Below are 17,710 nucleotides of genomic sequence, written 5' to 3'. Positions count from 1 at the left end.
GGTTACAGGCCCATCGACTTGGCGATGATCGACTTCATGATCTCGCTGGTGCCGCCGTAGATGCGGTTGACGCGGTTGTCGGCGTACAGGCGGGCGATCGGGTACTCGTTCATGTAGCCGTAGCCGCCGTGCAGCTGGAGGCAGCGGTCGATGACGCGGTGTGCGACCTCGGTGCAGAACAGCTTCGCGGAGGCGGCCTCGGCCGGGGTCAGCTCGCCGGCGTCCAGGGCCTCCAGGGCGCGGTCGGCGACGGCCTGGGCCGCGTCCACCTCGGCCTGGCAGGCGGCCAGCTCGAACTTGGTGTTCTGGAAGTGCGAGACGGGCTTGCCGAAGACGGTGCGGTCCGTGACGTACTGCTGGGCGAACCGGACGGCCGCGGCGGCCTGGGCGTAGGCGCCGAAGGCGATGCCCCAGCGCTCGGAGGCCAGGTTGTGGCCGAGGTAGTAGAAGCCCTTGCCCTCCTCGCCGAGCAGGTCCTCGACCGGGACCTTGACGTCGACGAACGCCAGCTCGGCGGTGTCGGAGGTCTTCAGGCCCAGCTTGTCGAGCTTGCGGCCGATCGAGTAGCCCTCGGACTTGGTGTCCACGGCGAAGAGGGAGATGCCGAAGCGGCGGTCCTCGGCCGACGGGGCGGAGGTGCGGGCGCAGACGATCACGCGGTCGGCGTGCACGCCGCCCGTGATGAAGGTCTTGGAGCCGTTGAGGACGTAGTGGGTGCCGTCCTCGGAGAGCTTGGCGGTGGTCTTCATGCCCGCGACGTCGGAGCCGGTGCCCGGCTCGGTCATCGCCAGCGCCCACATCTCCTCACCGGAGACGAAGTTCGGGAGGAAACGCTTCTTCTGCTCGTCGGTGGCGAGCATCTTGATGTAGGGCAGGGCGAGCAGCACGTGCACGCCGGAGCCGCCGAAGTTGACGCCCGCGCGGGAGGTCTCTTCGTAGAGGACGGCCTCGAACTTGTGGGTGTCCAGGCCCGCGCCGCCGAACTCCTCGGGCACGTTGATGCCGAAGATGCCGAGCTCGCCGAGCTTGTAGTAGAAGTCGCGCGGCGCCTGGCCGGCCTGGAACCACTCGTCGTAGACGGGGACGACCTCGGCCTCGATGAAGGCGCGGAGGGTCTCGCGGAACGCCTCGTGGTCCTCGTTGAACACCGTACGGCGCACGGCCGGCTCCCTTCGTCGCGGCGGTCCGCCGCCCATGTCTAAGCGCTTGCTCATAGCTAAGTTACCGGCGGGTTGTCGATCCTGTCCAGAGCGGGTCGGTCACACCGGCCGACGGCGGCCGGGGCGGGCCGTCCCGGGGGCGGACTCCGGGATCCCCCCGAGGCGGACGGGCCCCGTCCCGGAAGGGTGAGGGCCCGTCGCGCTCCTCTCCGCGGAGGATCCGGCGGCCCGGCGCGATCACCAGGATGGATCAGGTCCGAACGAACACCGCCGAACCGAGCCCACCGGAGCCGCAGTGAACCGACGCACCCGCACCGCCCTGGCCGCAGTCCTCCTCCTCGGCCTCGCCGCCGGACCCGTGACCGCCGCCACCGCCCTCGCGGCGCCCGCCCCCGCGGCGGCGGCCGCCGCCGGACAGGGTCCGGACGCGGCGGCCCTGCGCGCCGGGATCGCCGGTCTGCCCGACCGGGACGCGACCGCCGCGCTGATCCGCGTCGGCGGGAACGGCCACTGGACCGGCACCGCCGGCGTGCGCGACCTCAGGACCGGGGCCCCGGCCCTGGCGGACGCCCGCTTCCGGGCCGGCTCCACCACCAAGGTCGTCACGGCCGCCCTCGTCCTCCAGCTCGCCGCCGAGGGCAGGGTCGACCTGAACGCCCCCGTGAACACCTACCTCCCGGGGCTGATGCCGGAGAGCTTCACCAAGCCCGTCACCGTCCGCAACCTCCTGAACTTCACCAGCGGCATCCAGCCCGGGGCCTCCCTCGGCGAGACCGTCGAGGACGGGTACCCGCACCGCTTCGAGACCCTCCCCTACCAGGAGGTCGTGGCCGGAGGCCTGTCCAGGGGCCCGGCCTTCGAGGCGGGCACCAGGCAGCAGTACAACAACATCAACTACACGATCCTCGGCATGCTGGTCGAGAAGGTCACCGGCGACTCGTACGCCCACCAGGCCGAGGTCCGGATCTTCCGCCCGGTCGGCATGACCGGCAGCTCCTTCCCCAAGGGCGCCGACCCGCGCATCCACGGCCCGCACAACCGCGGGTACCAGCTGATGGGCGGCAAGCAGGTGGACGTCACCGAATGGAACATGACGGACCGCTTCGCCGCAGGCGACATGATCTCCACCACCCGCGACCTGGAACGCCTCGTCTTCGCCCTCTTCCGCGGCCGGGTCGTGCCCGAACCGCAGCTGAAGGAGATGTTCACCGTCCCCGACATCCCCGGCGCCACCCGCAGCGCCGGCCTGGAACGCCTCGTCGTGGGCGGCAAGGAGGTCTGGGGCAAGACCGGGGCCCGCCCGGGCTACCACACGGTGATCGCGGCGACCCGGGACCTGTCCCGGACCCTCGTCTACTCCGTCAACAGCACCGACGCCAAGGGCGACGGCATGAAGATCGTCCAGCGCTTCGGCCTGGCCGCGTTCAACCGCTGAACCCCGGCGGCGCGGGCCCGGCCCGATCCGAAAGGCACGGCCTGGCACCGCCTGGCACGGCCTGGCCCGGCCTAGCCGTCCCCTCCGGACAGGCGCAGCGCGAACCACAGCTCCATCCGGGTGTCCGGGTCGTCGAGGTCCCGGTCCAGCAGTGCCGCGCAGCGGGCGACGCGCTGGCGGACCGTGTTGCGGTGCACGCCGAGGGCCGCCGCTCCGCGGTCCCAGCTGCCGTGGTGGGCCAGCCAGCCGCGCAGGGTGTCCCGCAGGACGGGGGAGAGGGGCTCCAGCAGGGCCTCGGCGTGGGCCCGCGCCTCGGCGTCGCCGACCAGCCCCGCGAAGCCGGGGTCCGTGTGCCGGGACAGCGGGGTCCGCGCCGCCTCGGCGCGGGCGAGGGCGCGACGGGCCTGCGCCGCGGCGGTGGCCAGGGCGCCGGGCGCGGCCGGGGCGCTGACCCCGAGCCGCCAGCCGGGCTGCGGGCCGGGCTCGCGGTCGGTGAGCAGGCGTACGCCGTCCCCGCGCGGGTCCAGCAGCACGGTGCCCAGCGCCGCGGCGAGGGCCCCCGGGTCCCCGCCTCCCCGGGCGTGGACGGCGTACCAGGGCCCGGGAGCGAGGGCCGCGGCCGGATCCCCGTCCAGCAGCAGCCGGGTCAGGGCCGCCGCCTCGTCCCCGGCGGGGCGCTCCGCGGTGACCAGGGTCAGCAGTACGGCGGCGATGGAGGCGATGGTGTGGTCGCCGGGGGTCCGCCCCGGGGCGGCCAGGGCCAGCACCCGCCCGCCGCCCACGGCGTACGCGGCCAGGCTCGTGCCACCCAGCGCGTCGGTGGCGGTGGCCGCGCCCCCCGGCACCACGCGCCGGGCCAACGCGTCCACGGCCCCGAGCACCTCCACCCCGGGCCGGCCCCCGGCACTCACGGCGCCCCCGGCCGTCTCCGCGAGCCGGGTCGGGCTGTCGGCCCCCGCGCCGGCGGTGCCCGGGTCGAGCAGTGCGGCCCAGCCGCCCAGGCCCGCCGCCAGCCGGGCAAGCACCGCCGGGACCGGATCCGGGCGGGCCGCGGCCGCCGCCAGGGCCTGCTGGGCCTCCGCGACCCGGCGCAGCTCCCGCGTACGCGCCTCCGCCATCAGCCGCCCGACGCTGCGGGCGACCGCCGTGAACGGGGTCCCGGGCGGGACCTCGACCAGCGGGAGGCCGTACCGCTCGCACGCCTCGGCCAGGCCGGGCGGGACCACCTCGTGCACCGGGGTCACGCCGAAGCCGAGCGCGGCGGCCCCGGCGCGGGCGAGCCTTCCGACGTAGGCGGCGGCCCCGGCCTCCGTCAGCGCGGCCCCGGCCGTCAGCAGGAGCTCGCCGCCCAGCAGGTACGGGGAGGGGTCCGCCATCTCGGAGGCGTGCACCCCGTACACCTCCGCGACCGCCGGCCCCGCGAGGTGCCGCAGCCCCAGCCCCCGCTCACCGAGCAGCCCGGCGAGCCCCACGGGCGGCGTCATCGGCTCCCCGGCGGGCGCCCCGGCCGGCCCGCTGCCGGGGTTCGGGGGGACCGGGACGTCGGCCATGGATACTCCGTACATTTCAGTGCTGCCAGATGGATGAAACGTACCCTCCCCACCCCCGCGCGGCACGCTTACGCTCGAAGGACCGCACCAGCAGGACCACCAGAAGGGCACCCCCCATGAGCACGCAGCCGCGCGGCCCCGTCGACTCCTCCCGCATCCCGCGCTACGCGGGCCCGGCGACCTTCGCCCGCCTGCCCCGCCTCGACGAGGTCGGCTCCGCCGACGTCGCCGTCGTCGGCGTGCCCTTCGACTCCGGCGTCTCCTACCGCCCCGGCGCCCGCTTCGGCGGCAACGCCATCCGCGAGGCCTCCCGCCTGCTGCGCCCGTACAACCCGGCCCAGGACGCCTCCCCGTTCGCCCTCGCGCAGGTCGCGGACGCCGGTGACATCGCGGTGAACCCCTTCAACATCAACGAGGCCGTCGAGACGGTCGAGGCCGCCGCCGACGAGCTCCTCGGCAACGGCTCCCGCCTGATGACCCTCGGCGGCGACCACACCATCGCCCTCCCGCTGCTGCGCTCGGTCGCGAAGAAGCACGGCCCCGTCGCCCTGCTCCACTTCGACGCCCACCTCGACACCTGGGACACCTACTTCGGCGCCGAGTACACCCACGGCACCCCGTTCCGCCGCGCCGTCGAAGAGGGCATCCTCGACACCGAGGCGCTCTCCCACGTCGGCACCCGCGGCCCGCTGTACGGCAAGCAGGACCTCGACGACGACGCCAAGATGGGCTTCGGCATCGTCACCTCCGCGGACGTCTACCGCCGCGGCGCCGACGAGGTCGCCGACCAGCTGCGCCAGCGCATCGGCGACCGCCCGCTGTACATCTCCATCGACATCGACGTGCTCGACCCGGCCCACGCGCCCGGCACCGGCACGCCGGAGGCGGGCGGCATGACCTCCCGCGAGCTGCTGGAGATCATCCGCGGCCTGTCGTCCTGCAACCTGGTTTCGGCCGACGTCGTCGAGGTCGCCCCGGCGTACGATCACGCGGAGATCACCTCGGTCGCGGCCTCGCACACCGCGTACGAACTGACCACGATCATGAGCCGTCAGATCGCCGCCTCCCGCCAGGGCTGACCCCCCGGCACGGCGGCGGAGACGGAGCGGCACCGAGCACGAAGGGCACCACACACCCGTGACGCACGACCACGACCTGGTACTCCGTCCCACCGAGGCCCAGACGGCGGCCGCCCTGGCGCCGCCGCCGGGCCGCACGGGCGGGGACCTGGTCGTGGAGACGCTGCGCGGGCTCGGCGCGACCACCGCCTTCGGCCTGCCGGGCCAGCACGCGCTGGGCCTCTTCGACGCCGTCGGCCGCTCCGACCTGCGCCTGGTCACCCTCCGCACGGAGAACAACGCGGGCTTTGCCGCCGACGCGTACGGGCGCCTCACGGGCGAGGCGGTGCCGCTGCTGCTCTCCACCGGGCCCGGGGCGCTGACGTCCCTGCCCGCCCTCGCGGAGGCGGCGGCCGCCTCCGCCCCCGTGGTCGCGATCTCCTCCCAGGTCCCCACGGCGGGCCTGGGCGGGGGCCGCCGGGGCCACCTGCACGAGCTGCGGGACCAGTCGGCGTCCTTCCGCGAGGTGGTGAAGTCCGTCCACACCGCCCGCACCCCCTCCCAGATCCCCTCCGTGATCGCCGAGGCCTGGGAGTCGGCGCTGACCGCCCCGCACGGCCCGGTCTGGGTGGAGATCCCCGAGGACGTGCTGCGCGCCGAGACGCTGATCCCGCAGGTCACCGGCATGGACGCGACCCCGCACGAGCTGGCGCCGCGCCCGGAGCTCACCGCGCTGGCCGCGCACTGGCTCTCGAAGGCCTCCCGCCCCGTGATCATCGCGGGCGGCGGGGTGGTCCGCGCCGACGCCGCCGGCAAGCTCCGGCAGCTCGCGGAGCGGCTGAACGCCCCCGTGGTCACCACCTTCGGCGGCAAGGGCGCCTTCCCCTGGACGCACCCGCTGTCGCTGCGGTCCTGGCTGGAGGACCGCCACACGACGGACTTCCTGGAGGACGCGGACGTCCTGCTGGTGGTCGGCTCGGGCCTCGGCGAGCTGTCCTCGAACTACCACACGTTCTTCCCCACGGGCCGGGTCGTCCAGATCGAGGCGGACCTCGGCAAGCTGGAGTCCAACCACCCGGCCCTCGGCATCCACGCCGACGCCCGCCTCGCCCTCCAGGCACTCCTGGAGACGGTCGAACCCCGCGAGGACGAGGACGCCCCCGAGCGGGTCCGCGCGCTCCTCGCCGCGGTCGAGGACCGCCTCGCCGCCCAGGACGTCACCCTCGAACGGGAACTGCTGGCCTCCGTCAGGCAGGCCCTCCCGCCCCGCTCCCCGTCCTTCTGGGACATGACGATCCTGTCCTACTGGGCCTGGTCCGCGTTCGACGCGAAGCACCCGAACACCATGCACTCGGCGCAGGGCGCGGGCGGCCTCGGCTACGCCTTCCCGGCGGCCCTGGGCGCGGCGGTCGCCGAGCCCGGCACCCCGGTCCTCGCGGTCTCCGGCGACGGCGGGGCGATGTACTCCCTCTCGGAGCTGGCCACCGCGAAGGAACACGACCTGGACGTCACCTGGCTGATCGTCGACGACGGGGGCTACGGCATCCTCCGCGAGTACATGACGGCCTCCTTCGACGGCCGTACGACGGCCACCGAACTCACCCGCCCGGACTTCACCGCCCTCGCGGCCTCCTTCGGTGTCCCCGCGTCCGCCACCACCCCGGAGACCCTCCGCGAGGACCTCGCCCGGGCCCTGAAGACCCCCGGCCCCTCGGTCCTGGTCCTCCCCGCCACCCTCAGGATGTTCGCCCCGACGCACGTCTGAACGTCACCCGGCTGAACGTCACTCGGCCCGGAGCCGGGCGCTGGTCCACTGCAGGGCCGGGGGGATCTCGCGGTTCCAGGTGTTGAAGTTGTGGCCGCCCCGGTCGAGGGTGATCGACGAGACGTGGGCCGGGGCCTTCACGGCCTGGACGAACTGCTGGGTCGCCCGGAAGTTGCCCTCGCCCTGGAGCGAGGTGGTGACCAGGAACGACGCGTTCGGCTGGGGCCGGTTGGCCAGGTGCCACAGCAGGTCGGAGCGCTTCTCCTCGTCCTTGTTCCCGTGGAAGAGGTCGCCGGAGTCCGCGTCGACCTCCGGCTTGTAGTCCGCAGAGAGGCCGACGCCGGCCGCGTACGTCTCCGGGTGCTGGAGGGTCATCTTCAGGGCGCAGTAGCCGCCCGTCGAGTCGCCGATGATCGCCCAGTTCCGGGCGGAGGTGCCCACCCGGTAGTGGCTCGCGACGGTCCTGGGAACGTCCGTGCCGAAGAAGGTCTCGCTCTGCGGGCCGCCGCCGGGGACGTCGACGCACTGGCTGTTGGACGGGCCGACCACGGGCCGCATCATCACCAGGATCATCGGCTGCGTCTTCTTCTGCTTGGCCTGCGTCCAGGCCGTCTTCGGGTACCGCAGCCCCTTCAGCAGGTTCTCCGCCGTCCCCGGGAAGCCCGTCAGGACCACCGCCGCCGGGAACCTGCGCTGCTCGGCGCCCCTCTGGAAGTACTCCGGCGGCAGGTACACGTACGCCTGGGCCGCCACCCCCGACCGCTCGCCGTGCAGGGTCACCTTCTCGATCACCCCGGCCGTCTGCGGGCTGTGCCCGCCCGGCACGTCCGGCTCCTGCCGCCCCAGCACCTGTACCGCGGCCCCGCCGGGCGCGGCCTCCTGGCGCGGCGGCCCGGCGGCCAGGTCCTGCCACGACCCGTAGATCAGGAAGCTGCGGTTGGCGGCGAGCGCGACCGAGGCGAACAGGAACACCTGGACCAGGAGCAGCAGCCCGACGCGTCCCCCGACCGGCCCCCGGCCCCCTCCCGCCAGCCGCGGCCACAGCCACACCGTCGCCGCGAACGCCAGCGCCGTGCACAGCACGACGCCCGCCAGGAGCGTGCCACTCGTCAGACCCATGAAACGCGGAACCCTTCCAAGACGCCCAGAGCACCGCCAACCGGTGCGCACCCGGCTAGAGCGCCTCCGGGGCGCGGAGGTTCCCCGGCCCGGCCCCGTTCCAGCGGCGGTCGAGCGGGCGGCCGTCCCCTGATCGGGTCAGGCCCCCGGGCGTCTCCCGGACACCGGTGCGATTGTTGCGGTGGGATGAAATCCGCCGGTGGGGGCGTTGGGGGAGGCGGCAGGACAGGACCGACGGGGAGGCAATCACGTGACGGCGGCGGCGCAGGCTGGGGAGAAACAGGGGTGGGGCAGGCGGCTGGCCGCCTACACCTGGCGGTACAAGGCCAACGTGCTCCTCGCGCTCGGGTCCTCGCTGGCGGGCATGGCCGTCATGGCGCTCGTCCCCCTGGTCACCCGGGTCATCATCGACGACGTCATCGGCGACGAGAGCAAGCCCATGGGGCCCTGGGCGGGCATGCTCATAGGCGCCGCCCTGCTGGTCTACGTACTGACCTACATACGCAGGTACTACGGCGGTCGCCTCGCCCTCGACGTGCAGCACGACCTGCGCACCGACATGTACGACACCATCGCCCGCCTCGACGGGCGCCGGCAGGACGAGCTGTCCACCGGACAGGTCGTCGGCCGGGCGACGAGCGACCTCCAGCTGATCCAGGGGCTGCTCTTCATGCTGCCCATGACCATCGGGAACTTCCTCCTCTTCGGGATATCCCTCGGCGTCATGCTCTGGCTGTCCCCGCTGCTGACCCTCGTCGCGCTGCTGATGGCCCCCGCCCTCTGGTTCATCGCCAAGCGCAGCCGCAAGAAGCTCTTCCCCGCCACCTGGTACGCCCAGCAGCAGGCCGCGGCCGTCGCCTCCGTCGTCGACGGCGCGGTGACCGGCGTCCGCGTCGTCAAGGGATTCGGGCAGGAGGAGCAGGAGACCGGCAAGCTCCGCGAGGCCGGCCGCCGGCTCTTCGGCGGACGGATGCGCGCCATCCGCCTGAACTCCCGCTACACCCCCGCCCTGCAGGCCGTCCCCGCCCTCGCACAGGTCGCCATGCTGGCCCTCGGCGGCTGGATGGCCACCCGGGGACAGGTCACCCTGGGCACCTTCGTCGCCTTCTCCACCTACCTCGCCCAGCTCGTCGGCCCCGTCCGCATGCTCGCCATGGTGCTCACCGTCGGCCAGCAGGCCCGCGCCGGCGCGGAGCGGGTCTTCGAGCTCATCGACACCGAGCCCGAGATCCGCGAGGGGACGAAGGAGCTCCCCGCCGACGCGCCCGCCACCGTCGAGTTCGAGGACGTCAGCTTCGGGTACGAGCCCGGCCGCCCGGTCCTCGACGGCTTCTCCCTCGCCCTCGCGGAGGGCGAGACCGTGGCCCTCGTCGGTGCCTCCGGCAGCGGCAAGTCCACCGTCTCCCTGCTCCTGCCGCGCTTCTACGACGCCGACCGCGGCACCGTCCGCGTCGGTGGCCACGACGTGCGCGAGCTGACCTACGACTCGCTGCGCGGCGCCATCGGCCTGGTGCCCGAGGACTCGTTCCTCTTCTCCGACACCATCCGCGCCAACATCGCCTACGGACGCCCCGGCGCCTCCGAGGAGGAGATCCGCGCCGCCTCCCGCGCCGCCCAGGCGGAAGGATTCATCGAGGCCCTCCCCGCCGGCTACGACACCAAGGTCGGCGAGCAGGGCCTGACCCTCTCCGGCGGCCAGCGCCAGCGCGTCGCGCTCGCCCGCGCCATCCTCACCGACCCCCGACTGCTGCTCCTGGACGACGCCACCTCGGCCGTCGACGCCCGCGTCGAGCACGAGATCCACGAGGCGCTGCGGGCCGTCATGGCCGGCCGCACCACCCTGCTGATCGCCCACCGCCGTTCCACCCTCGCGCTCGCCGACCGGATCGCCGTGATGGAGCACGGGCGGCTCGCCGACATCGGCACGCACGAGGAGCTGGAGCAGCGCTCCCCGCTGTACCGGCGGCTGCTCACCGACCCCGAGGTCCTCGGGGCGCACTCGCCGCGCACCCCCGACGCACCGTCCATGGCGGAGTTCGAACGGGACCTGGAGAAGGACATCGAGCTCGAAGCGGAGATCGACTCCGAGCCGGTGAACGCCAAGCGGCGCGTCGTCGACGGAATCACCCCCGAGCTGTGGCGCCGAGGGGACCGGGCCGAGGCCGACCCGGTGCCGGGCGCCACGCCCGAACTGCTGGCGCAGGTGGCCGCGCTGCCGCCCGCCGACGACCAGCCGGGCGTGGACGAGACCCGGTCCGCGGCCGCCGAGGAGAGCTACGGCCTGCGCAGGCTGCTGGCCGGCTTCTGGGCCCCGCTCGCCGTCAGCCTCGGCCTGGTCGCCCTCGACGCGGGCGCCGGGCTGCTGCTCCCGGTCCTGATCCGGCACGGCATCGACCAGGGCGTGGAGCGGGCCGCCCTGGGCGCGGTGTGGGCGGCGTCCCTGCTCGCCCTCGCCGTGGTCCTCGGCCAGTGGGCCGCGCAGTTCGCGGAGACCCGGATGACCGGGCGCACCGGCGAGCGCGTGCTGTACTCCCTGCGCGTCAAGATCTTCACGCAGCTCCAGCGCCTCGGCCTGGACTACTACGAGCGCGAGCTCACCGGCAAGATCATGACCCGGATGACCACCGACGTGGACTCGCTGTCGAGCTTCCTGCAGACCGGGCTCGTCACCGCCGTCGTCTCCGTCCTGACCTTCTTCGGCATCCTGATCGCCCTGCTCGTCCTCGACGTCGAGCTCGCGCTGATCGTCTTCGCCACCCTGCCCGTGCTGGTCCTCGGCACGATCGTGTTCCGCCGCAGGTCGGTCGCCGCGTACGAGCTGGCGCGCGACCGGGTCAGCCTGGTCAACGCCGACCTCCAGGAGTCCGTGGCCGGCCTCCGGCTGGTGCAGGCCTTCCGCCGGCAGGACGCGGGCCGGGCCCGGTTCGCCGAGCGCAGCGACTCGTACCGCGAGGCGCGGGTGCGCGGCCAGTGGCTGATCTCGGTCTACTTCCCCTTCGTGCAGCTGCTGTCCTCGGGCGCGGCGGCGGCCGTGCTGATCGTCGGCGCGGGCCGGGTCGAGGCGGCCACCCTGACCACCGGCGCGCTGGTGGCGTACCTGCTCTACATCGACCTGTTCTTCGCCCCGGTCCAGCAGCTCTCCCAGGTCTTCGACGGGTACCAGCAGGCCACCGTCTCCCTCGGCCGGATCCAGGACCTGCTGCGCGAGCCCACCAGCACCCCCCGCCCGGCCGAGCCCCGCGAGGTCACCGCGCTGCGCGGCGAGATCGCCTTCGAGGGCGTGCGGTTCCGCTACGGCACCGCCGAGGAGCGCGGTGCGAAGGGCGAGGCGCTCGCCGGGATCAGCCTGCGGATACCCGCCGGGCAGACCGTCGCCTTCGTGGGCGAGACCGGGGCGGGCAAGTCCACGCTGGTCAAGATGGTGGCCCGGTTCTACGACCCGACCTCCGGCCGGGTCACCGCCGACGGCACCGACCTGCGGGAGCTGGACCTGACGGCGTACCGGCACCGGCTGGGGGTCGTCCCCCAGGAGCCGTACCTCTTCCCGGGGACGGTCCGCGACGCCATCGCCTACGGCCGGCCCGATGCGAGCGACGCCGAGGTGGAGGCGGCCGCCCGCGCGGTCGGCGCCCACGACATGATCGCCACCCTCGACGGCGGCTACCTGCACGCCGTCGCCGAGCGCGGCCGCAACCTCTCGGCCGGACAGCGCCAGCTGATCGCGCTGGCCCGCGCCGAGCTGGTCGACCCGGACGTGCTGCTCCTCGACGAGGCCACCGCCGCCCTGGACCTGGCCACCGAGGCACAGGTCAACCAGGCCACCGAGCGGCTCGCGGGCAAGCGCACCACCCTCGTGGTGGCGCACCGGCTGACCACGGCCGCCCGGGCCGACCGGGTGGTGGTCATGGACCGCGGCCGGGTCGTCGAGGACGGCAGCCACGCGGAACTGCTGGCCCGCGGCGGGCGGTACGCGGTGCTGTGGCGGACCTTCGCCGGGGAGGACGAGGCGGCCGCGGCCGCGTAGCCGCCCGTCGCGCAGCAGCCGTCACAGGGGCGCCCCCGGGATCAGAGCTCGCCGAAGAGCAGGTTCCCGGGGGCGTCCTCGTCGTCTCCGGTGTAGTACTCGCGCACGGCGTCGAGGAGTTCGTCCACCGACAGGTAGCCGTCGTGGTTCTTGTCGATCTTCGCGAAGAGGGTGTCCGCGGCGGCGGGCTCCAGCCGGGTGTCGAAGGCCAGCTGCGCCTTGTGGAACTCCTCGGGGCTGATGTGCCCGTCGCCGTTGGTGTCGACGACCGTGAGGATCGCCTTCATCATCGGCCGGAAGGACTTCTCGTAGGCCGGGCCGCCGTCCTTGTACAGGCGGGTCATGCCGTCCCGGTACTGCACGGGGGTCAGCTTCTGGTCCTGGCCGACGCCGAGCTCGTTGAAGAGGTCCACCCAGAAGTCGGTGAGCCCGCGGAACACCTCGGTCGCCTTGGGGGAGTCGGCGGGCTCGGACAGCGCCGTCAGCAGCCGCGACCCGAGCGCGATCATGTCCTTCTCGTCGATCACGCCGTTGTCGTCGGCGTCCAGGTGTGCGAACGCGCGCTCCAGCTTGCGGTCGAGCAGATCGGTCGTCATGTCGGCTGCCTTTCACGGCTACGTTGTGCATTCGGTCGATCGCCCAGGGTAGTGCAACCTTCCGGGGCGGCCGAGCGTCGTACGTGAGTACGTGTTACGTACGACCGATCGGGGGGTCAGGATGATGCAGGGCCGCAGGCGGCGGGGGCGGGTCGTGTCCCTGGGGGTGTTCGGGGGCGCGCTGTGGCTCGCGGTGGGGGGCGTCTTCGCGGCGCCGGCCGCGTCGGCGGCGACCGGCGGCTGCGAGGGGCAGCTGGTCAGGGCGATGCCGCTGCCCGGTGCCGAGGTGCGGGTGTTCAAGAGCCGGACCCGGGTCTGCGCGATGACGGTCGCCCTGCAGCCGGGGGAGCGCCGTTACATGGCGGTCAGCGTTCAGCCGCGCGGCGGCGTCCCGGTGGGCGATGCGGGGCAATTCGCCCGGTACGCGGGCCCCGTCACCGTCGGAGCCGTCAGCCGGTGTGTGTATGTAAGGGGCGCGGTGGCGGCCGGATCCGTCGAATCTGGCTGGATCCTGTGCTGAGGTCGCGTCCCAACTGGGACTGTTCACGGGAGTGTTGGCCCCGCTAGGTTCACGGGCGACCACAGTGAACTGAAGGGGAGGGTGAATGCGCAAGACGCTTGGCCGGGTACTGCCCGCCGCGGTGCTGATCGGCACCATGGGCACGGCCGGTTTCACGGCTCAGACGGCCACCGCCGCAGAGCCGGCCGCCGCCGCGCAGGCCACCGCCGGACAGGGCTCCGCAGCGGACATCAAGGACCAGCTCCTCGCGATCCCGGGCATGAGCCTGATCGAGGAGAAGCCGTACCCCGGCTACAGATTCTTCGTACTGAGCTACGAGCAGCCGGTCGACCACCGGCAGCCGTCGAAGGGCACCTTCAAGCAGCGCGTCACCCTGCTGCACAAGGACGTCTCCCGGCCCACGGTGTTCTTCACCTCGGGCTACAACGTCAACACCAACCCGCGCCGCGCGGAGCCGACGACCATAATCGACGGCAACCAGCTGTCCATGGAGTATCGATTCTTCAACCCGTCCCGCCCCGATCCGGCGGACTGGTCGAAGCTCGACATCTGGCAGGCCGCCAGCGACCAGCACCGCCTCTTCACCGCCCTGAAGAAGCTCTACCCCAAGAACTGGCTCTCCACGGGCGCCAGCAAGGGCGGCATGACGGCGACGTACTTCGAGCGCTTCTACCCGCAGGACATGGACGGTGTCGTCGCCTACGTGGCGCCCAACGACGTCGTCAACAAGGAGGATTCGGCCTACGACCGGTTCTTCAACAAGGTCGGCACCAAGGAGTGCCGCGACAAGCTGAACGGCGTCCAGCGCGAGGCCCTGATCCGCCGCGAGCCGCTGGAGGCCAAGTACAAGGCCGCCGCCGCCGAGAACGGCTGGACCTTCAACACCGTCGGCAGCCTCGACAAGGCCTTCGAGGCCGTGGTCCTCGACTACACCTGGGCCTTCTGGCAGTACAGCCTGCTCGCCGACTGCGCCACGATCCCGGACGCCAAGACCGCCACCGACCAGCAGATCTGGGACACGGTCGACACGATCTCCGGCTTCTCGGCCTACGCCGACCAGGGCCTGGAGACGTACACGCCGTACTACTACCAGGCCGGTACCCAGCTCGGCTCGCCCGACATCAAGCAGCCGCACCTCAAGGGCCTGAGCCGGTACGGCTACCAGCCGCCGCGCAACTTCGTGCCGCGTGACATCCCCATGACCTTCCAGCCGGCGGCCATGGCGGACGTGGACACCTGGGTCCGCAACAACGCCAACCAGATGCTGTTCGTGTACGGGCAGAACGACCCGTGGGGCGCCGAGCCCTTCCACCTCGGGTACGGGGTGCGCGACAGCTACGTGATGACCGCTCCGGGCGCCAACCACGGGGCCAACGTCGCCAAGCTCCAGGACGGCGAGAAGGCCCTCGCGACCGCGCGGATCCTCCAGTGGGCCGGAGTGGCGCCCGCCGCCGACGTGTTCCGCGCGGACGGGGCCGCCCCGCAGGCGGCGGCGCCGCTCGCCGCGCCGGACCCGGTGCTCGACCAGACCGACCTGCGCCGCGAGTCGCTGCGCCGGTAAGGGTCCCCGACGGGCCGGAGTACCGGGGTACGCGTACCCCGGTACTCCAGGTACAGGTACTCCAGGTACTCCAGGTACTTCAGTACGACAGCCCGTGGCCCAGCGGGTAGCGGCCCGGGACGGGCACCGGGAGCCGGCCCGACGGCCGGCTCGCGCCCGTCAGTACCCGGGCCGCCGCCCGCATCTCCACGTCCGTCCAGGTGTACGTGGCCACCTCGGCCGCGCACTCGGGCAGCCGCGCCGGGTCGTACGGATTGCGGACCGCCACCAGCACCACCGGCACGCCCGTCGCGACCAGCTCCGCCACCAGCGTGCGCTGCGGGCTGTCCCCCTCCGGGACGTTGTACGTGCACACCAGCACCGCCGCGTGCCCCGGGGCCGCCGCCACCGCCCGCTCGGACGGGAGCGCCTGCGCCCGGCACCCCAGGGCGGTCAGCTCCCGCGCCAGGACCGTCGTGGAGGGGCCCGTGGTGCCCGTGGGGGAGACCGGGTCGGTGCCGGTGACCAGCAGCCGCGGCCCGGCCGACGCGTCCAGCGGCAGCAGCCCGCGCGGATTGGCCAGCAGGGTCGTCGTACCCGCCGCGACGGCGTCGGCGGCGGCCAGGTGCCCGCCCGTCCCCACCGCCGCGTCCACCGCCGCGTCCGAGGTGTACGGGTCCTCGAACAGGCCCCGGCGGGCCTTCAGCTCCAGGATCCGCAGCACCGACTCCTCGATCCGGCCGCGCGCCAGCTCGCCCGACTCCACCGCCGCCAGCACGCAGCGCTGCGCGAGTCCCAGGTCCGGCGCGTTCAGCAGCAGGTCGCAGCCCGCCTTCAGGGCCAGCACCGGCACCCGGTCGTCCCCGTACTTCTGCCGGACCCCCGCCATGTCGAGGGCGTCGGTGACCACCACCCCCTCGAAGCCGAGGTGTTCGCGCAGCAGGCCCGTCACGATGGGCCGCGAGAGGGTCGCCGGGTCCCCCGAGGGGTCGAGCGCGGGGAAGACGATGTGCGCCGTCATGATCACGTCGACGCCCGCGCGCACCGCCGCCCGGAACGGCGGTGCGTCCAGCTCCTCCCACTGGGCGCGGGTGTGCCGCATCACCGGCAGCCCGACGTGGCTGTCGGTCTCGGTGTCCCCGTGGCCCGGGAAGTGCTTCGCCGCGGCCGCCACCCCCGCCCCCTGGTAACCGCGTACCTGGGCCGCGGCCAGGGCCGCGACGGCGGCCGGGTCGGAGCCGAAGGAGCGTACGCCGATCACCGGGTTGGCCGGGTTCACGTTCACGTCGGCCACCGGCGCCCAGTCCTGCCGGATGCCCAGCGCCGCCAGCTCGGTCCCCGCCACCCGGGCCGCCCGGAGCGCCCCCTCGGCGGAGCCCGCCGCGCCGAGCGCCATCGCCCCGGGCAACAGGGTCGCGGGCCGGCCGATCCGGGCGACGGCCCCGTGCTCCTGGTCCACCGACAGCAGCAGCGGGATCCCCGCCCCCGAGTCCGCGGCGGCCCGCTGGAGCCCGTTGGAGAGGGCGGCGATCTGGTGCGGGTCACGGGTGTTGTGGGCCCACGCGAAGTAGACGACCCCGCCCAGGTGGTGGCGGGCCACCAGCTCGGCGGCGGTGCGCACCCCGAAGTGCTTCAGGTTCAGCTCGGCGTCCGCCGGGTCGGGGTCCGTCGCCGAATGCCCGTAGGCCCGGGACACGAACAGCTGCCCCACCAGCTCGGGCAGCCCGAGCCCGCGGACCAGCGCCCGCAGCCGCTCCCGGTCCGGGCGCCGGCCCGGCGGCCCGGCGGGGGCGCGGGAGTCGTCCGGGGTCCGGGGGGCGGAGGTGGAGGCCGTGGAAGCGGCTCCGGCGGCTCCGGCGGCCGTGACGGCGGCCATGGCGGCGGCGGCGAGCAGGGCCCGTCGGGAGGCGTGGTTCGGCACCCGTGGGACCCTACTGCCGCACCCCGCGCCGTGCCTGACGGACACTCGGGAATGGCCCGTTAGGTACGCTCGCGCGCCGCCCAGTGCTCCTGGAGGGTGCGTACGGTCTCGGTGATCGCGGGCCGGCGGGCCGCTCCCGTCCGCCACAGGGCGTACAGCCTGCGTACCGGACCCGGCTCCAGCGGCACGGCCACCGCGCCCGCGGGCAGCGCGCCGGTGCCCAGCCGGGGCACGACGGCGACCCCGAGACCGGCGGCGACCAGCGCGACGATGGTGTGGTTCTCCTCGGCGGTGTGCGCGATGTCCGGCTCGAACCCGGCCGTGCGCATGGTCCGCACCAGCCAGTCGTGGCACACCCGGCCGGGCGGCTGGCACACCCACCGCTGGCCCCCGAGGTCCGTCCGGCGCACCGCCCGCCGGGTGGTGAAGGGGTGTCCGGCCGGGACCACCAGATCGCAGGGGTCGTCCCCGATGACCGCCTGCTCCACCCCCTCGGGGGCGGGCAGCGGGGCGATGTCCCAGTCGTGGGCCACCGCCAGGTCGGTGATGCCCCGGGCGACCAGGTCCACCGACAGGTGGGGGTCGACCTCCGTCAGGCGTACGTCCAGCGCCGGATGCCGCTCGGCCAGCCCGGCCAGGACGCCGGGCAGCAGCCCGCGCGCCGCCGAGGCGAAGGCGGCCACCGTCAGCAGCCCGCTGGGCTGCCCGCGCCGCTCCTCCAGGGTGGTCTCGGCCCGCTCGACGATCGCCAGGAGCTCCCGGGCGGTGTCGGCCAGGTGCCGGGCCTCCTCGGTGAGCGCGACCCCGCGCCCGCGCCGCTCCAGCAGCGTGGTGCGGGTCTCCCGCTCCAGCTTGGCGATCTGCTGCGAGACCGCGGAGGGGGTGTAGCCGAGGGCGGCCGCCGCGCCCGCGACCGAACCGTGGACGGAGACGGCGTGCAGGGCGCGCAGCCGGGACAGGTCGAGCATCCACCAATCGTAAGCACTGCTTCATCCATCCCGGTAGGGATCCGCGCTGGTGCT

12 protein-coding genes are annotated in these 17,710 nt (G+C 73.7%); 6 read left to right on the top strand and 6 right to left on the bottom strand.

Going from position 1 to position 17,710, the window contains the following annotated elements; translation table 11 throughout:
- Nucleotides 1–2: 2 nt before the first annotated feature.
- Nucleotides 3–1,160 carry an acyl-CoA dehydrogenase family protein gene (locus ACZ518_RS19745; protein WP_125594120.1) on the bottom strand — a complete coding sequence of 386 codons (1,158 nt, stop codon included), beginning with the start codon at nucleotides 1,158–1,160 and terminating at the stop codon, nucleotides 3–5.
- Between the two features lie 295 nt (nucleotides 1,161–1,455).
- Here ACZ518_RS19745 and ACZ518_RS19740 point away from each other — a divergent pair, with 295 nt between their 5' ends.
- Nucleotides 1,456–2,595: a serine hydrolase domain-containing protein gene (locus ACZ518_RS19740; protein ID WP_469114268.1), complete on the top strand. Its 1,140-nt coding sequence runs from the start codon at nucleotides 1,456–1,458 to the stop codon at nucleotides 2,593–2,595.
- 71 nt (nucleotides 2,596–2,666) lie between these two features.
- Here the strand turns inward: ACZ518_RS19740 and ACZ518_RS19735 are convergent, their stop codons facing one another.
- Nucleotides 2,667–4,145 (bottom strand): PucR family transcriptional regulator ligand-binding domain-containing protein, encoded by a 1,479-nt coding sequence (locus ACZ518_RS19735; RefSeq protein ID WP_469114267.1) that lies wholly within the window; start codon nucleotides 4,143–4,145, stop codon nucleotides 2,667–2,669.
- 116 nt (nucleotides 4,146–4,261) lie between these two features.
- Between ACZ518_RS19735 and speB the strand changes: the two genes are divergently transcribed.
- Nucleotides 4,262–5,224: an agmatinase gene (speB, locus tag ACZ518_RS19730; RefSeq protein WP_007264163.1), complete on the top strand. Its 963-nt coding sequence runs from the start codon at nucleotides 4,262–4,264 to the stop codon at nucleotides 5,222–5,224.
- A 58-nt stretch (nucleotides 5,225–5,282) separates the two neighbouring features.
- The gene (locus ACZ518_RS19725; RefSeq protein WP_469114266.1) at nucleotides 5,283–6,968 is read left to right on the top strand and encodes a thiamine pyrophosphate-binding protein; all 1,686 of its coding nucleotides are present in this window, start codon (nucleotides 5,283–5,285) and stop codon (nucleotides 6,966–6,968) included.
- A gap of 18 nt (nucleotides 6,969–6,986) precedes the next feature.
- Here ACZ518_RS19725 and ACZ518_RS19720 read toward each other — a convergent pair whose 3' ends face one another.
- The gene (locus ACZ518_RS19720) at nucleotides 6,987–8,087 is read right to left on the bottom strand and encodes an alpha/beta hydrolase (protein WP_469114265.1); all 1,101 of its coding nucleotides are present in this window, start codon (nucleotides 8,085–8,087) and stop codon (nucleotides 6,987–6,989) included.
- Nucleotides 8,088–8,337: 250 nt separating this feature from the next.
- Here ACZ518_RS19720 and ACZ518_RS19715 point away from each other — a divergent pair, with 250 nt between their 5' ends.
- The gene (locus tag ACZ518_RS19715) at nucleotides 8,338–12,111 is read left to right on the top strand and encodes an ABC transporter ATP-binding protein (protein ID WP_469114264.1); all 3,774 of its coding nucleotides are present in this window, start codon (nucleotides 8,338–8,340) and stop codon (nucleotides 12,109–12,111) included.
- A 41-nt stretch (nucleotides 12,112–12,152) separates the two neighbouring features.
- On the opposite strand, the gene ACZ518_RS19710 is transcribed toward ACZ518_RS19715, so the two are convergent.
- Nucleotides 12,153–12,707 carry an EF-hand domain-containing protein gene (locus ACZ518_RS19710; RefSeq protein ID WP_469114263.1) on the bottom strand — a complete coding sequence of 185 codons (555 nt, stop codon included), beginning with the start codon at nucleotides 12,705–12,707 and terminating at the stop codon, nucleotides 12,153–12,155.
- Between the two features lie 154 nt (nucleotides 12,708–12,861).
- On the opposite strand from ACZ518_RS19710, the gene ACZ518_RS19705 reads away from it, so the two are divergent.
- Together ACZ518_RS19705 and ACZ518_RS19700 are read left to right on the top strand one after the other, a co-directional pair.
- Complete coding sequence (locus ACZ518_RS19705) at nucleotides 12,862–13,227, top strand: hypothetical protein (RefSeq protein WP_469114262.1); 366 nt, start codon at nucleotides 12,862–12,864, stop codon at nucleotides 13,225–13,227.
- 85 nt (nucleotides 13,228–13,312) lie between these two features.
- On the top strand, nucleotides 13,313–14,788 hold the full coding sequence (locus ACZ518_RS19700) for an aminopeptidase (RefSeq protein ID WP_469114261.1): 1,476 nt from the start codon (nucleotides 13,313–13,315) through the stop codon (nucleotides 14,786–14,788).
- A 79-nt stretch (nucleotides 14,789–14,867) separates the two neighbouring features.
- On the opposite strand, the gene ACZ518_RS19695 is transcribed toward ACZ518_RS19700, so the two are convergent.
- Together ACZ518_RS19695 and ACZ518_RS19690 are read right to left on the bottom strand one after the other, a co-directional pair.
- The gene (locus ACZ518_RS19695) at nucleotides 14,868–16,688 is read right to left on the bottom strand and encodes a glycoside hydrolase family 3 protein (protein ID WP_469114260.1); all 1,821 of its coding nucleotides are present in this window, start codon (nucleotides 16,686–16,688) and stop codon (nucleotides 14,868–14,870) included.
- Nucleotides 16,689–16,747: 59 nt separating this feature from the next.
- Nucleotides 16,748–17,656: a LysR substrate-binding domain-containing protein gene (locus tag ACZ518_RS19690; protein WP_469114259.1), complete on the bottom strand. Its 909-nt coding sequence runs from the start codon at nucleotides 17,654–17,656 to the stop codon at nucleotides 16,748–16,750.
- Nucleotides 17,657–17,710 lie beyond the last annotated feature (54 nt).

The organism is Streptomyces sp. NPDC033966, from assembly GCF_055575955.1.
The sequence above is the reverse complement of the archived record's forward strand: the minus strand, read 5'-3'. Positions and strand labels throughout refer to the sequence as shown.

Excerpts from the sequence above, each read along its gene's own strand:
- ACZ518_RS19720 (WP_469114265.1), bottom strand. The coding sequence starts at position 8,087 with ATGGGTCTGACGAGTGGCACGCTCCTGGCGGGCGTCGTGCTGTGCACG.
- ACZ518_RS19710 (WP_469114263.1), bottom strand. The coding sequence starts at position 12,707 with ATGACGACCGATCTGCTCGACCGCAAGCTGGAGCGCGCGTTCGCACAC.
- ACZ518_RS19735 (WP_469114267.1), bottom strand. The coding sequence starts at position 4,145 with ATGGCCGACGTCCCGGTCCCCCCGAACCCCGGCAGCGGGCCGGCCGGG.
- ACZ518_RS19700 (WP_469114261.1), top strand. The coding sequence starts at position 13,313 with ATGCGCAAGACGCTTGGCCGGGTACTGCCCGCCGCGGTGCTGATCGGC.
- speB (WP_007264163.1), top strand. The coding sequence starts at position 4,262 with ATGAGCACGCAGCCGCGCGGCCCCGTCGACTCCTCCCGCATCCCGCGC.
- ACZ518_RS19690 (WP_469114259.1), bottom strand. The coding sequence starts at position 17,656 with ATGCTCGACCTGTCCCGGCTGCGCGCCCTGCACGCCGTCTCCGTCCAC.